Origin of the sequence: Bradyrhizobium sp. Leo170 (assembly GCF_004296405.1) — a bacterium.
GTDB lineage: Bacteria > Pseudomonadota > Alphaproteobacteria > Rhizobiales > Xanthobacteraceae > Bradyrhizobium.
Window position 1 is genome coordinate 1 of record NZ_PSRR01000056.1, and the last position, 13,775, is coordinate 13,775.

The window sequence follows — 13,775 nt, forward strand, 5'->3', positions numbered from 1 at the left end:
GAAATCCCCGGGATCGCCGCCGTCATCGCGGTGGCCTCGGGCAAGGGCGGTGTCGGCAAGTCGACCACCGCGCTCAACCTCGCGCTCGGCTTGCGTGATCTCGGTTTGCGCGTCGGCCTGCTCGATGCCGACATCTACGGTCCCTCGGTGCCGCGGCTGACCGGAATCCGCGAGAAGCCGGCGCTCAACGACGACAAGAAGATGATCCCAGTCTCCCGCTTCGGGCTCTCGATCATGTCGATCGGCTTCCTGGTCGAGGAAGACACCGCGATGATCTGGCGCGGGCCGATGGTGATGTCGGCGATCACGCAGATGCTGCGCGACGTCGCTTGGGGCACGCTCGATGTGCTGGTGGTCGACATGCCCCCCGGCACCGGCGACGCGCAGCTCACGCTGGCGCAGAACGTCCCGCTCAAGGGCGCCATCATCATCTCGACCCCGCAGGACCTGTCCCTGATCGACGCGCGGCGCGGGCTCGCCATGTTCAAAAAGGTTAACGTGCCCGTGCTCGGCATCGTCGAGAACATGAGCTATTTCCAGTGCCCGCATTGTGGCACGCGGTCGGACATTTTCGGCCATGGCGGCGCCCGGCATGAGGCCGAGCGGCTGGGGGTGCCATTCCTGGGCGAAATTCCCCTCCATATGGCGATCCGCACCACCTCGGATTCCGGTAATCCGGTGGTAGATAGCGAGCCGGACGGGCCGCACGCGGCGATTTACCGCGCAATCGGGACCAACGTCCGTGACCAGCTCCGGGGCGTGATCGCCGCGGCTTGACGGCCATTTCCGCCTGGTATTTCCCCTCGCGCCCCTCCGACTTTCGTCCAGTCCCGTCATGCCAATGTCGCGTTTCCGCGGGCGGCCATCCGTGTTAAACGGCCCCCGCCAGAGCGCCCCGGAGCCTGAGGATTCGCCCGCCCCGGATGAGATGTTTTGGGGACAAATGGGAAACGCCCCGCAAGGAGATGCCTTAAGATGAAGCGTCGTGACTTTTTGAAAGTTTCTGCGGCCGGTGCGGCCGCGACCGCGGTTGCCGCGCCGGCGATCGCGCAGTCTTCCCCCGAAATCAAGTGGCGCTTGACCTCGAGCTTCCCGAAGTCGCTGGACACGATCTATGGCGGCGCTGAGCAGTTGTCGAAATACGTCGCCGAGATGACCGACAACAAATTCCAGATCCAGGTGTTCGCGGCTGGCGAGATCGCCCCGGGCCTGCAGGCGCTGGACTCGACGTCGACAGGCACCGTCGAGATGTCGCATACGGTGGCCTACTATTACGTGGGCAAGGACCCGACCTTCGCGATCTACGCCTCCGTCCCGTTCGGCCTCAATGCGCGGCAGCAGAACTCCTGGTGGTATCAGGGCGGCGGTGAGCAGCTCGGCAACGAGTTCTTCAAGAAGTTCAACGTGATCGGTTTCCCCTGCGGCAATACCGGCACCCAGATGGGCGGCTGGTTCCGCAAGGAGATCAAGACGGTCGCCGACCTCTCGGGCCTCAAATTCCGCATCGGCGGCATCGCCGGCCAGGTTCTGCAGAAGGTCGGCGTGGTGCCGCAGCAGCTCGCCGGCGGCGACATCTATCCGGCGCTGGAGAAGGGCACCATCGACGCCGCCGAGTGGGTCGGCCCCTATGACGACGAAAAGCTCGGCTTCCAGAAGGTCGCGAAGTACTACTACTATCCGGGCTTCTGGGAAGGCGGCCCGACCGTCCACGCTTTCGTCAATCTCGAGAAGTGGAACGCGCTGCCGAAGAACTACCAGGCGATCCTCACCAACGGGGCCGCGAATGCCAATAGCTGGATGGCCGCGCGCTACGACCTGCAGAACCCGACCGCGCTGAAGCGACTGGTTGCCGGCGGCACGCAGCTCCGTCCGTTCACCAACGAGGTGCTGGAAGCCTGCCTGAAGGCGACCAACGAGCTGTGGAGCGAAATCTCCGCTAAGAACCCCGACTTCAAGAAGTCGATCGACGCGATGCAGGCCTACCGCTCCGACGAATATCTGTGGTGGCAGGTCGCCGAATACACCTACGACAGCTTCATGATCCGCTCGCGCACCCGCGGCTGAGCAGATCTCAAGCAGTAGACGGACAGCCCGGTCCCCTCGCGGGGGCCGGGCTTTTTTGGGCGCTGCGAACGGATGTCCCGGATTTAAGCGTTCGCTCCAGCTCGAACGATTGCTTCCAGTTCGCCAACAAGCGGAGCTCCGCTGACCTCGGCGGTCATGATGTCTCTGAACTGGCGGGCAGCGATCAGGAATTGAGGCTCCCGGATGAGCCGCGTAATCGCGGCGGCGATTTCCGCTTCGGCCGCGGTTGGCGGAAGGATCAACCCCAGGCCGCGGGCTTCTACACGCGCGGCAATGTCGCCTTGATCGCGTCCGAACGGCATCACCAGAAGCGGCAGGCCATGCGCGAGTGAACGGCTCACCGTGCCGTGGCCACCATGGGTCACAACCAGCGAGGCCTCCTTCATGATCGCATCGTGCGGGGCGCTCGGCAGCAGTGTTACGTTGTCCGGCGCATGCAAGGTCGTCTCTTCCACCGCAGGTCCGAGCGTCACGACCGCATCCATCTCCACGCTTCCTATCGCGTTGATCGTACGTTGAAGCGCGTCTGTTTGATCTTGATTGGTCGTGCTGAAAGAAATTAACGCGCGCGGACGGTTAGGCTCGTGGGACCAGGGAGAGATCCACGGCTTCGACCAATCCGAGGAATCCAGGAGCGGTCCGATGTAGCGAACATTGCCGGGGAGGAAGTCCGGGGCAAAGTCGAACGCCGCACTCATCGCGATCAGGAACCGCGCTGGTCGGTCGAACAACTCCAGGACATGGGAGGAGGGGGCAAGCTGCAGGCTTGCCCGCGCCACGTTCAGCATCGGCAGCCATTCGTTCAGGACTGCAACGAACCGGCTGGTTGCTGCCTCGACGGCGGCGCGCTCTTCCGGCGTGCGAGGCGCCGGCAAGCCGCTGCCGATTGGCGGCTGCCCTGGGAGAGGTCGCAGGCTGACGGTGGGTGAGAGCAGTGCACAAGGAACACGTTCGGCTTCGGCAGCGAGCACAGCGCCGAACAGAGCCGTATCGACCAACACACCGTCGGTGGTGGCGCGGCGGATTTCATCGCTGACATCAGCGCCTTGCGCGGCGGCCGGCCCAAACAGCAGGTTATCGCATGCGTATTCGATGGGATCGCTGGTCCGCGCAATGGGCGAAAAGTGAGCGGTCCGTTGCCAGGTCGCGAACCGGAAACCCGCAGCCTCGACCTGCGTACGGGCGTCGGCGCGCGCGATGAAGCGAACGTCGTGGCCCCTCGCACGCAGTTGCCGTGCCGCTGTCAGTGTCGGTCCGAGATGGCCGGGCCCTCCCCAAGAGGCCACCAGGAAATTATAGGACATGGCTTGTTTCCCATCGATCGATCAGAAGGCGCTATTGCGAGCCAGTCGACGGCAGGCCGCCGATTGTCGGACGGGAGAGATTTGGATACGCGCGCTACCGGACGATTGCAGCAGATCGGATCTTTGTTGCGTCGGTAATCCGCACGCCAAGGAGACGGACAGTCCGGACCAAGCTTTTTTCGCGCGCTGCGGCGAACGTTGGCGATGGCAATCGGCGAGGGGATGTTCCATTCTGCTCTCAGGCCTCGGTACGAAGGCCGATGACACATATCAAAAGGGAGGAAACAACATGAAACGACGGGACTTCATCAAAGTCGCCGGCATTGGTGTCGCCGGTGCCGCTACTCTCGCCGCGCCGGCCATTGCGCAGTCGATGCCGGAGCTGAAATGGCGGATGACGACGAGCTGGCCGAAATCGCTCGATACGCTGCATGGCGCAGCCGAGATCATGGCCAAGGTGGTCGGCGAGGCCACCGACAACAAATTCCAGATTCAGACCTTTGCCGCCGGCGAGATCGTGCCGGGCCTGCAGGCGCTCGATGCCGTGCAGAGCGGCACGGTCGAGATGGGCCACACCGCGTCCTACTACTATTTCGGCAAGGATCCGACCTTCACCTTCGGCGCCTCGGTGCCGTTCGGGCCGAACGCGCGGCTCAATCAGGCCTGGTACATGATGGGCGGCGGCAAGGAGCTCCTGAACGAGTTCTTCAAGGGCTACAACGTCACATCGCTGCTTGCCGGCAACACGACGTGCCAGATGGGTGGCTGGTTCCGCAAGGAGATCAACACCGTCGATGATCTCAAAGGATTGAAATTCCGCATCGGCGGCTTCGCCGGCCGCGTGATGCAGAAGCTCGGTTGCGTGCCGCAGCAGATCGCCGGCGGCGACATCTATCCGGCGCTTGAGAAAGGCACGATCGACGCCGCCGAATGGGTCGGCCCCTACGATGACGAGAAGCTCGGCCTGCAGAAGGTCGCGCCGCACTACTACTATCCCGGCTGGTGGGAGGGCGGCCCGATGCTGCTGGTGTTCGTGAATCTCGAGAAGTGGAACAGCTTGCCGAAATACTACCAGGCCATCCTCGAGCAGGCCGGCCATCACGCCAACAACTGGATGATGGCGAAGTACGACACCGTGAACCCGACCGCACTGAAGAAGCTGCTGGCCGGCGGCGCCAAGCTGCACGCCTTCTCGCCACAGATCATGCAAGCGAGCTTCAAGGCGGCCAAGGAGCTGCACGCCGAAGTCGCGGCGGGCAACGCCAATTTCAAGAAGGTCTATGACTCGCTGACAGCCTATTCCAACAGCGGCTATCAATGGTTCCAGGTCGCCGAAGTCGGCTACGACAACTTCATGGCGCGCCACTCGCAGAGCTGATCCGTTGATCAATCAAAAGGGGAGGCTTGGTAGCCTCCCCGTAGCCCGGGTGAAGCGGAGCGCAACCCGGGATCGCTCATAATCGTGGATGCCTAGAGCATGATCCGGAAAAGTGGATGCCGGTTTTCCCTCGTGACAAACGCGAAGCGTTTGCGCGGAGATCATGCTCAAACAAAAAGATAGAGCGGGATGACGACTCGAAGAAAAATCATCACGCTCTAGATCCCGGGTTAGGCATTCGCTCCACCCGGGCTACGGGGCGGTGCAGCAGCCTGCACTTTCACCGGTGCCGTCTCGGGCATCAGGCTCATCGCGAGAAGTCCGACGACGACGGCAAGCAAGAGGTACCAGGCCGGCGCCAGCGGATCTCCTGAAATATGCAGGAGCCACGTGACCACGAGCTGCGCGGTGCCGCCGAAGCTTGCGATTGCAACCGCGTAGACGGTGGCGAACACGCCGCCGCGGATTTGCTGGGGCAGCGCCTCGGTGAAGGTCGCATAGAAGGCGGTGAACGGCAGCGATCCGATCAGCGATAGCACGCCGAAGCCGAACAACAGCGACCACGCGCCGGGCGCACCGGCGATCCACAGGAAGATCGGATAGGTCAGCGCGAGCGTGACGAGCTGCGGATACATCATGACGGGCTTGCGGCCCAGCAAGTCGGCCAGCCAGCCTCCGAGCAACGCGCCTGCGATTCCGAGACCATTGCTGACAAGCGACGTCGCAAAGGCGAGAGACGGCGCCACATGGAGCGTGTTCTGCGCATAGGTCGTCATGTACTGCGTCACATAGGTCGAAATCGTGCCGCTCGCCAAGATCATCAGCGCCAGTGCGATCAGGCGAATGTGCCGGCGCGCCAGCGCGAGATGGCTCGAGCGCTCAATGCGCCGGGCGCCACTTTTGTCTTGCGGGACCGTCTCCGGCAGCGTCCGACGCATCCAGAGCGCGAACGGCAGGCAGATGGCCCCGATCAGGAACGCCAGGCGCCAACCATAGGATTGTAGCGCCTCTGGCGTCATCGTCCTGCTCAGGATGAAGCCGACCAGTGCGCCGGTGGTGGCGGCGATCTGCTGGCTTGTCGGCTGCCATGAAACCACCAGCGCCCGGCGTTCGGGCGGGGCGATCTCCAGGAGATAGGCCGTGGTCGGCCCGACCTCGCCGCCGAGCGCAAATCCCTGCATCAAGCGCGCCACGATCACAATGATCGGCGCTGCAAGACCGATGGCATTGTAGGATGGGGTGATCGAGATCGCCAGGATCGCGCTCCCCATCAACGCAAAGCTGAGCAGCATTGCCGGCCGCCGGCCAACACGGTCGGAATAGATGCCAAGCACGATCCCGCCGATGGGGCGCGTGATGAAACCCGCGCCGAAGGTCGCGAGCGACAGCATCAGGCTGCCATACTCGCCTTGCGTGGGGAAGAAGGTGTGTCCGATCTGTATCGCGAAGAAGCTGTAGGTAATGAAATCATAGAATTCGAGCATGTTGCCGATAGTGGCGGCAAATGCTGCGCGTTTCACGCTGAACTCTTTGTTCTCCTCAATGCCGATCGACAACCGCACCTTCCTCGAAGCAATTCAATGAAGTTGATTATTCGTTCTCTCGCGAGTACTTGCAACGCATCGGGAACGTCCTCCTGCCATGCGCTCATCGCAGTCGCGGTCAACGTATCGCTCTCGGCTGCGTCCGAATTGCGCGACCGGTATCCAAAGTTTGATGCTTGGCTGGGATTTGCGTCAGTGGCGAGCACTTTTTCGCGACGTCGCGTTCCGCCCCTAAGCCGCCCCTCGGCTGATCACGCGGCGCTATAGCGCTCCAAGTCCAAAGCCAGTTGGTCGAGAGGCTGCCTGTTTCCAATTTGGGCCATCCAGCACCAAAGTTCGAGAACGAAGTATAGGTGGTAGAGATCGAGCGTTAAGAGCCAGTGCTTTCGGTCCATGGCGCCATATCCGTCAAGGAGCGCGCGCCGGGCCTCTGCGTCCAGATAATAGAGTGCTTTGGCGACATCCATCAGCGGGTCTCCGGCCAGCGCGCCTTCAAAGTCCAAAACACCAGTGAGCAGTAGGCGGCCATTTGAGACGGTGGCAAGCAGGTTGCCCGCGTGCAGATCATTGTGACATAGCACCGCGTGCGTGCAGTCGCTGAGCAGTTCGGCGCGGTCGGCGAAATGCCTGGCAACCCGCTTGGCGAGGTCTGCATTTCCGCCGCGCTCAGAAAATTCCTTGAGCTTTCGTTGGAATTGATGCGTCAGGTACTCGTGGTTTGTCGAATGCGCTGTCCAGATGCCGTTCGGACCGATGTAGCCGAACGCCTCCATGGAGATGCAATGAAACTCCCGAAGCAGCCGGCCGATTTGTGCGTAAGCGGATAGCCGTTGCGCCGAGTCCAGAGTCGTTTCCAGTTGGCCCAGTATCGAACCCTCGAGCTTGGTCATCAATGTCAAGTTTAGTCCGAGCAATCTCTTTGAGTCGTCCGCAAGCAGAATGCGTGGAATAGACACGCTAAGGCGATCTCGGATGAGACCAACGACGGTTAATTCCTTTTGCATCTTCCAATGCAATTCGTCGGGGTAGACCTTCAGTACGAGCGGCGGATGCGCGTGATCCGCGAAAGCGATCTCGTAAACTGCTGAGATCTCGCCGCCATGAAGCCTGGAAATCGTCGCAACAGCTTGCTTCAAAACGGTCTGATCAACGATCGCCTGCGCCGTCGCGACGGACAGTTCCAAATTGGGCTTGAGGCTCATCGCGGCATCCATTCGAAACTTGGCCTCCTCGCACGTCGGCGCCGTGTCTGCAAGTGCTTCGCAGCGGGGATTGGGTAAGCGCGCGTTCTGAACTTCCGTGCCAAAGTCCGGTCAAGCGTAGCGCGCGCCTAATCCTGGCGTATTGAGCTGGCCAAGCTCTTCGTCATCGGATAGCCGAAACTCGTTCCAAACGTGCCAACCGGTGGTCCGTCTCCAACATAGCCGTTCGACAGATAAAATCTGCGCGCGGTTTCGGTGCTCATCAAATTGCAATGATCATTGCCTCGTTCGGCGGCTCGCGCCTCCAGCGCGCGCAGCAGGGCGCGGCTGACTCCGCGAAACCTTGCATCGGGCGACACATAGTTGAAGCCAATCCTTCCCGCATCGGTCACTGAACCGACCGCGAGAATGTCGTCATCTTCGACGGCCACGAGCAAAGAATTGTCGGGTCGCCTGACCCAAGTGCAGAAGTTCTCAAGGGTCTTGTTGCCCAGCCATTGCGCCAGGATGGAAGGGTCGTTTCGATGGTCAGCCTCGCAAAGCTCCGCTATCGACCGCTTCAACACCATACAGGCGGCACGCGCGTCTTCTGGCAAGGCGTCTCGTATTTGCATTCAGCAATTTTGGCATTGAGCCAACACCCGGGCAATAGGTCGGGCGCTTTTCGTTTGGTGTGAAGCGGGCGTGTGAATACCCGCTTTGCCTCAGCGGAGAGCGCGTTTCGCGATGTCGCTGTATGATCCATTTCGGGCATTAAATTTCATTTGGCGTTACAAGCTGAAGGGTAGTATTTATTCGCCTCCTCTATCAAAACTTGAAATCTGGTTGCGGGGCAGTTATGCTAATCATCGTTTCCTGACGTTGCTGTTTCCAACCATTGGGGGCTTCTGATGATGCTCCGCGGGTTTTTGTCTGCAACGATTGTCGCCGTCTGCATTGCCTTTCCTGCAGTTGCCGAGCCGCTTCCGAAAGCTTCACAGCCAGAGGAACTCGGCATATCTGCGCAGCGGTTGAAGATACTCGATGCCGCCTTCCAGTCCGAGGTGGACAGTGGAAAGCTTCCTGGAGCCGTCGTTCTGATCGTGCGCAATGGCAAGGTCGCTTACTCGCGCGCGTTCGGGTACCAAGATCGCGAGAAGCGGATCGCCATGAAGCCGGATGCAATCTTCCGCATCGCCTCCATGACAAAGCCGCTCGTATCCGTCGCGGCCATGATGTTGGTGGAAGAGGGCAAGCTCCAGCTTGTCACGCCGGTGTCGGCCTTCCTGCCCGAATTCAAGGAGGTCAAAGTCGGCGTGGAGAAGGCCAACGACGGGACCGGTAAGCCGGAACTTGTGTTGGAGCCTCCTCGGCGTGAAATGACGATCCATGATTTATTGCGCCACACCTCTGGGCTGACTTACGGACAATTCGGCGACTCATTGGTCAAGCAGGCCTATCGCAGCGCAAATATCGGCGCACCCGGTGAAAGCCTCGCGGCTGTCGTAAGCAAACTGGCGCAATTGCCGCTCGCCTATCAGCCAGGCACGACGTTTGAATACAGCATGTCTACGGACGTTCTCGGCCGCGTCGTCGAAGTCGCGTCTGGTATGGAACTGGATCAGTTCATCGCCGAGCGCATAACAAAGCCGCTCGGCATGCCTGACACCGGGTTCTACGTATCCGAGGGGCATGCCGGCCGCGTTGCCGAACCGCAGGTGGACGCAGCGACGGGCAAGCGACCGCCCATGCGCGATGTGAGTGTGCGTCCGAGTTGGCTCTCCGGAGGTGGCGGCATGGTGTCGACTGCAGCCGACTACGCGCGCTTTTGCCAAATGCTGCTCAATGGTGGTGCATTCGAGGGTAGACGCTTTCTCTCCCCTCGGACGGTGGCCTACATGACGACCGATCACTTGCCTCCGGGAACGGTAATAAGCCAAGCCGTGCAAGGCTTCGGCTCACTCATTCCAAGCCCGGCTCTGGGGCAAGGCTTTGGCCTTGGCTTTGCGGTTCGCACAGATGTCGGACGCAATCCGATGCCAGGCTCGGTTGGAGAATTCTATTGGACTGGCTCGTCAGGGACAACCTTTTGGATAGATCCGAAAGAGAACCTGGTCGCCATTCTGATGGTGCAAGTGCCGCTGCTCCGCGGTGCGTACTACCGCTCTCTCATCCGAAATATGGTCTATCAAGCATTCGCCAATTGACCTTTCCGAAACCGGACGAAATGCGGCGATGCACGAATGCTGCCGATCGTCTCGCTACGAAACCTCGTTGCCGATATGAGTTTTGACCCGCGGGCTTCGTGCAAAAATAGCAGCACTGCGGCGCCATCACATTTCCGCTGCAATAGGGAAGGTATATTATCCTCTGCTCATTCGGTTGAGGGAAACAAGCAGCGGCCTTTCGTTCGATCTTTTAAATTGCATCGCGAAAATTGCATTGCGAAAAGGAGCAGAAGCCATGGCGATTACCACGCTGAAGGTCTTAGCTAGCCTCCTGCAATTGCACGGGCCTGGCGCAACAATTCAGAGCGATCATCCAGGCATCGACGCATTGCTGAACGAGCTGCGCGAGCAGACCTCAACAGAAGGACTTAGCTCCGAGCAACCCGCGGTTATTCCGGACCAACCCGTTGTAAATCAAGTTTATTTCAGGCGCGGCTTTGGCAGAGGGCCGTATGTGGGCGGCTTCCGCAGGGCCGGATACCATCCAGGCGCAGGTGCATTCCGCAGAGGCGGATACGCTCCAGGGTTCCGCAGAGGGGGCTTTGTCCGAGGATACTAGTTTAATCGCATTTTCTTCATGCACGTCTCGGTGCCGGGATGTCGGTCGACGATTCAAATGCTGTCGCCTTCCACGACCAGCCGATCACGCAGTTGCTGGTCAAGGTAGCAACGCGATGCAACATTGACTGCTCCTATTGCTACTGGTTTCGCGACGCGGCCGTCTACAATAAGCCCAAGCTGATGAGCATGGACGTGCTGCATCAGTTGTTGCGGCGCATCGAAGAGCACGTCGCGCGATACTCCCTTGTCGATTTTCCCATCGTCCTGCACGGCGGCGAGCCCTTGCTCTGGGGTGTCGAGAATTTCCACCGTTTTGCCGAGGCCTGCGAGAGCATTTCATCGCGAACGGGCTGCGACATTCCCATCGCGGTCACAACCAATGGCGTGTTGATCGATGACGAATGGCTGAACTGCTTCGAGACGCGCAACATTTCGGTTGCGATCAGTCTCGACGGACCGGCACATATTCACGACATTCACCGTCGCACGTTTCAGGGGACGGGCACCCACGCAGCGGTGGAGCGCGCCGCCCGCATGCTGGTATCGCGCGACATTTGCGTAAGCGCCCTGGCTGTCTGCAATCCCGCTTACCTCCCGGAGCAATATGTCGCGTTTTTCGCCGCGTGCGGAATTGCCAACTACGACATCATGATCCCCGATGCGACGGTGGACGAGAAGCCGCCATCCATTGCGTCGTTCTACAACGGGTTGTTCGACTTGTGGCTGACGGCAAATCGCACGGCGCCGACGGCCAATATCCGCATTATTTCCGACATGATCACCGCCCTGCTTGGCAACAATTCGCCGACCGAGGGCGTAGGCCACAAGCCAATCGAGCTTTGTACCGTGATGACCGATGGCACGGTGGAGGCCCACGATGTGCTCCGGATCGCAGGCGATGGCTTCACGCAGACCAAGTTCAACATCTTCGATCATGCGATCGACGAGGTCAGGAACGAGCCGCGCTGGAAAGCGGCGCGCGATGCCTCAATCAATCTGTGCGAGAAATGCCGGCAGTGCAAGTTCATGAACGCCTGCGGAGGGGGGTATCTTCCGCATCGTTTTTCCAAGGCAAATGGTTACGACAATCCTTCGGTATATTGCGACGATCTCTATTCGATGTTCGAGAACATGCAATCCGTCCTGGAGAGCCATCTTTATGTCAGCAAGCCAGGCGTGGAACGGGTCAACGTGAGCGACGCATTGACACGCGCTTAGCAGTTGGGTGGCAAGAGGCAACCGGGAGTTCGATTCTCGTTTGTTGGGCGATGCCCGCTCCGCGTCGTGCTTGGTCGGCGAATAGCGCGGGGGGGGGGGGCAAAAAGCCTCCCCTAAGCTTTGTTCGCTCACTTCCTCATTTTGCTGAGCTTCTCCAAGAGGAGCTTCGCGGCGGGCCCGGAGGAGGCCGGATTCTGACCGGTGGTCAGCAGGCCGTCGCTAACGACGTGAACCGCCCAGTTGGCCTTCTTCGAAAATACGGCGCCCAGTCTTAACATCTCGTCTTCGACAAGAAAGGGCACCACCTTGGTGAGGCCAACGGCTTCTTCTTCGCCGTTGGTGAAGCCGGTAACTTCCTTGCCCTGAACCAGAGGCTTGCCGTCTGGCGCCTTTACGTGACGCAACGCACCTGTCGAATGACAGACGACAGAGATTGGCTTACCGGCGGCAAGGAAGGACTCGATCAGCTTGATCGAGTTCTTGTCGTCGACGATATCCCACATCGGGCCGTGGCCGCCCGGATAGAAGACACTGTCGAAGTCTTCCTGCTTGACGCTTTCGAGACGAACGGTCTTGTCGAGCTGAGCTTCGGCAGCGGCGTCCTGCTCGAACCGGCGCGTAAGGTCGGTTCGGAATTCGGGCTCGTTGCTCTTGGGATCGAGCGGGGGACGGCCGCCCTTTGGGGATGCGAGCGTGATCTCGACCCCGGAGTCCTTGAACACGAAGTAAGGAGCGGCGAGTTCCTCAAGCCAGAAGCCGGTCTTGCGTCCCGTATTTCCAAGCTGGTCGTGAGAGGTGATAACCATCAGGATTTTCATGATTGCTCCTATTGCTTGGCGGTTTTCATCAAAGGACGAAAAATGTTTCGACCCGTTCCAGCCTGCCATCAAGCACTCCCGGGATGACCGATCTCGACCGTTCAACCAATGGCGCCTGCCTCACCGTGCTGTTGGCACGCAAGCGGCAAAATTGCTCGTTATGCCTTGTTAGAAGCCATTAGCCATTGCGCCGCTCGAGGAGCCGGCCTATCCGCGTTGGCGGGTGGAAGCGGTCAGCACTGCTGCCGTAATTTGCCGGCGGTGCAGGTTCATGGGAGGGAGCTATCTTCCGCATCATTTCTCGAGCGCTAGTCTAGATCGGGTTTTCGTCGAAGAGACGCGCGACCATCGCGGAGCCAAGATATCCCTGTCGTAATGGTCTTGCGTTGCTTGCTTTCACGACGAAGTGAGGCGCATGCCTGTATCCGAACCCGGACGATCCGCGAATGTAATTCCGTCAGATCACGCAGTTGCGCGCTGACGATGAAGGCCTCCCGTCAGGCGCCCGCAATGCGGCTCCAGGACTCACTTGGTTGGCCAGTACAGGAGAATCAAACATGATCTCTGCGGCATTTCCGTACAAAAAGAAGCGGCGGCGAGTCCTCGGCAGTGAGATGGCGTATGTGGAGGTGGGAAAGGGCGACCCCATCGTGCTGCTGCACGGCAATCCCACCTCGTCATACCTGTGGCGCAACGTGTTGCCGCATCTGGAGCCACTGGGCCGTTGTATCGCCCCCGATCTGATCGGCATGGGCGACTCCGACAAGCTGCCCGACAGTGGCCCCGGCTCATATCGCTTCGTCGAGCACCGCCGCTACCTGGACGCCCTGCTCGAGGCTCTCGATGTGCGCGAGCGGGTCACCTTCGTCATCCATGACTGGGGTTCGGCCCTCGGCTTCGATTGGGCCAACCGCCACCGCGAGGCCATGAAAGGTATCGCGTACATGGAGGCGATCGTTGGGCCGCAGTACTGGGACCACTGGGACCGGTTCGGAATGCGTCCAGCCTTGGAGGCGCTGCGTTCCGAGAAAGGCGAGGCGATGGTCCTGCAAGACAACTTCTTCATCGAGAGGATCCTGCCAGGTGCCATCCTGCGTACCCTCTCCGCCGAAGAGATGGCGGAGTACCGACGGCCGTTTGCCGAGCCGGGCGAGGGGCGACGGCCGACGCTGACATGGCCTCGACAGATCCCCATCGAAGGCGAGCCCGCCGACGTGACTGCGATCGTGACCGCCTACGCGGACTGGCTGGCGACGAGCAATGTCCCTAAGCTGTTCCTGAGGGCCGAGCCCGGTGGGATCCTCGCCCACGGCGCGGTTCTCGACTTGGCCCGCAGATTCCCAGCGCAGACCGAGATGAAGGTGGCGGGAACCCATTTCGTCCAGGAAGATTCGCCGGATGAGATCGGGCGGGCCATCTCCGGCTGGATGTCGAAGTTGTAGATTGCACCTACTTGGA

General features: G+C 60.4%; 11 protein-coding genes. 6 read left to right on the forward strand and 5 right to left on the reverse strand.

What is annotated here, in order from left to right:
- Both CWO89_RS12695 and CWO89_RS12700 read left to right on the forward strand, forming a co-directional pair.
- Positions 1 to 777: Mrp/NBP35 family ATP-binding protein (locus tag CWO89_RS12695; protein WP_130578942.1), on the forward strand; the 777-nt coding region annotated here is incomplete at its 5' end.
- Between the two features lie 198 nt (positions 778 to 975).
- A complete protein-coding gene (locus CWO89_RS12700) occupies positions 976 to 2,064 on the forward strand; it encodes a TRAP transporter substrate-binding protein (RefSeq protein ID WP_130578943.1) in 1,089 nt (362 codons plus the stop codon).
- Positions 2,065 to 2,147: 83 nt separating this feature from the next.
- On the opposite strand, the gene CWO89_RS12705 is transcribed toward CWO89_RS12700, so the two are convergent.
- Positions 2,148 to 3,389 (reverse strand): glycosyltransferase, encoded by a 1,242-nt coding sequence (locus tag CWO89_RS12705; protein WP_130578944.1) that lies wholly within the window; start codon positions 3,387 to 3,389, stop codon positions 2,148 to 2,150.
- A 289-nt stretch (positions 3,390 to 3,678) separates the two neighbouring features.
- Between CWO89_RS12705 and CWO89_RS12710 the strand changes: the two genes are divergently transcribed.
- Positions 3,679 to 4,767, forward strand: a complete 1,089-nt coding sequence (locus tag CWO89_RS12710; RefSeq protein WP_130578945.1) for a TRAP transporter substrate-binding protein — start codon at positions 3,679 to 3,681, stop codon at positions 4,765 to 4,767.
- A 230-nt stretch (positions 4,768 to 4,997) separates the two neighbouring features.
- On the opposite strand, the gene CWO89_RS12715 is transcribed toward CWO89_RS12710, so the two are convergent.
- The 3 genes from CWO89_RS12715 to CWO89_RS12725 form a co-directional block, all read right to left on the reverse strand.
- The gene (locus CWO89_RS12715; protein WP_130578946.1) at positions 4,998 to 6,323 is read right to left on the reverse strand and encodes an MFS transporter; all 1,326 of its coding nucleotides are present in this window, start codon (positions 6,321 to 6,323) and stop codon (positions 4,998 to 5,000) included.
- A gap of 239 nt (positions 6,324 to 6,562) precedes the next feature.
- Positions 6,563 to 7,525 (reverse strand): phosphotransferase family protein, encoded by a 963-nt coding sequence (locus CWO89_RS12720; protein WP_245476123.1) that lies wholly within the window; start codon positions 7,523 to 7,525, stop codon positions 6,563 to 6,565.
- A 116-nt stretch (positions 7,526 to 7,641) separates the two neighbouring features.
- Entirely contained in the window at positions 7,642 to 8,109 is a 468-nt protein-coding gene (locus CWO89_RS12725; protein ID WP_349644877.1) for a GNAT family N-acetyltransferase, read from the reverse strand.
- A gap of 294 nt (positions 8,110 to 8,403) precedes the next feature.
- Here CWO89_RS12725 and CWO89_RS12730 point away from each other — a divergent pair, with 294 nt between their 5' ends.
- Together CWO89_RS12730 and CWO89_RS12740 are read left to right on the forward strand one after the other, a co-directional pair.
- On the forward strand, positions 8,404 to 9,699 hold the full coding sequence (locus CWO89_RS12730; RefSeq protein WP_245476127.1) for a serine hydrolase domain-containing protein: 1,296 nt from the start codon (positions 8,404 to 8,406) through the stop codon (positions 9,697 to 9,699).
- Positions 9,700 to 10,317: 618 nt separating this feature from the next.
- On the forward strand, positions 10,318 to 11,499 hold the full coding sequence (locus tag CWO89_RS12740; protein WP_130578948.1) for a radical SAM protein: 1,182 nt from the start codon (positions 10,318 to 10,320) through the stop codon (positions 11,497 to 11,499).
- A gap of 128 nt (positions 11,500 to 11,627) precedes the next feature.
- On the opposite strand, the gene CWO89_RS12745 is transcribed toward CWO89_RS12740, so the two are convergent.
- Entirely contained in the window at positions 11,628 to 12,317 is a 690-nt protein-coding gene (locus tag CWO89_RS12745; RefSeq protein ID WP_130578949.1) for a type 1 glutamine amidotransferase domain-containing protein, read from the reverse strand.
- 557 nt (positions 12,318 to 12,874) lie between these two features.
- Here CWO89_RS12745 and CWO89_RS12750 point away from each other — a divergent pair.
- Positions 12,875 to 13,759 carry a haloalkane dehalogenase gene (locus CWO89_RS12750; RefSeq protein ID WP_130578950.1) on the forward strand — a complete coding sequence of 295 codons (885 nt, stop codon included), beginning with the start codon at positions 12,875 to 12,877 and terminating at the stop codon, positions 13,757 to 13,759.
- Positions 13,760 to 13,775: the final 16 nt, after the last annotated feature.

Coding starts and splice junctions, on each gene's coding strand:
- CWO89_RS12700 (WP_130578943.1), top strand. CDS start 976: ATGAAGCGTCGTGACTTTTTGAAAGTTTCTGCGGCCGGTGCGGCCGCG.
- CWO89_RS12705 (WP_130578944.1), bottom strand. CDS start 3,389: ATGTCCTATAATTTCCTGGTGGCCTCTTGGGGAGGGCCCGGCCATCTC.
- CWO89_RS12710 (WP_130578945.1), top strand. CDS start 3,679: ATGAAACGACGGGACTTCATCAAAGTCGCCGGCATTGGTGTCGCCGGT.
- CWO89_RS12720 (WP_245476123.1), bottom strand. CDS start 7,525: ATGGATGCCGCGATGAGCCTCAAGCCCAATTTGGAACTGTCCGTCGCG.
- CWO89_RS12730 (WP_245476127.1), top strand. CDS start 8,404: ATGATGCTCCGCGGGTTTTTGTCTGCAACGATTGTCGCCGTCTGCATT.
- CWO89_RS12740 (WP_130578948.1), top strand. CDS start 10,318: ATGTCGGTCGACGATTCAAATGCTGTCGCCTTCCACGACCAGCCGATC.
- CWO89_RS12745 (WP_130578949.1), bottom strand. CDS start 12,317: ATGAAAATCCTGATGGTTATCACCTCTCACGACCAGCTTGGAAATACG.
- CWO89_RS12750 (WP_130578950.1), top strand. CDS start 12,875: ATGATCTCTGCGGCATTTCCGTACAAAAAGAAGCGGCGGCGAGTCCTC.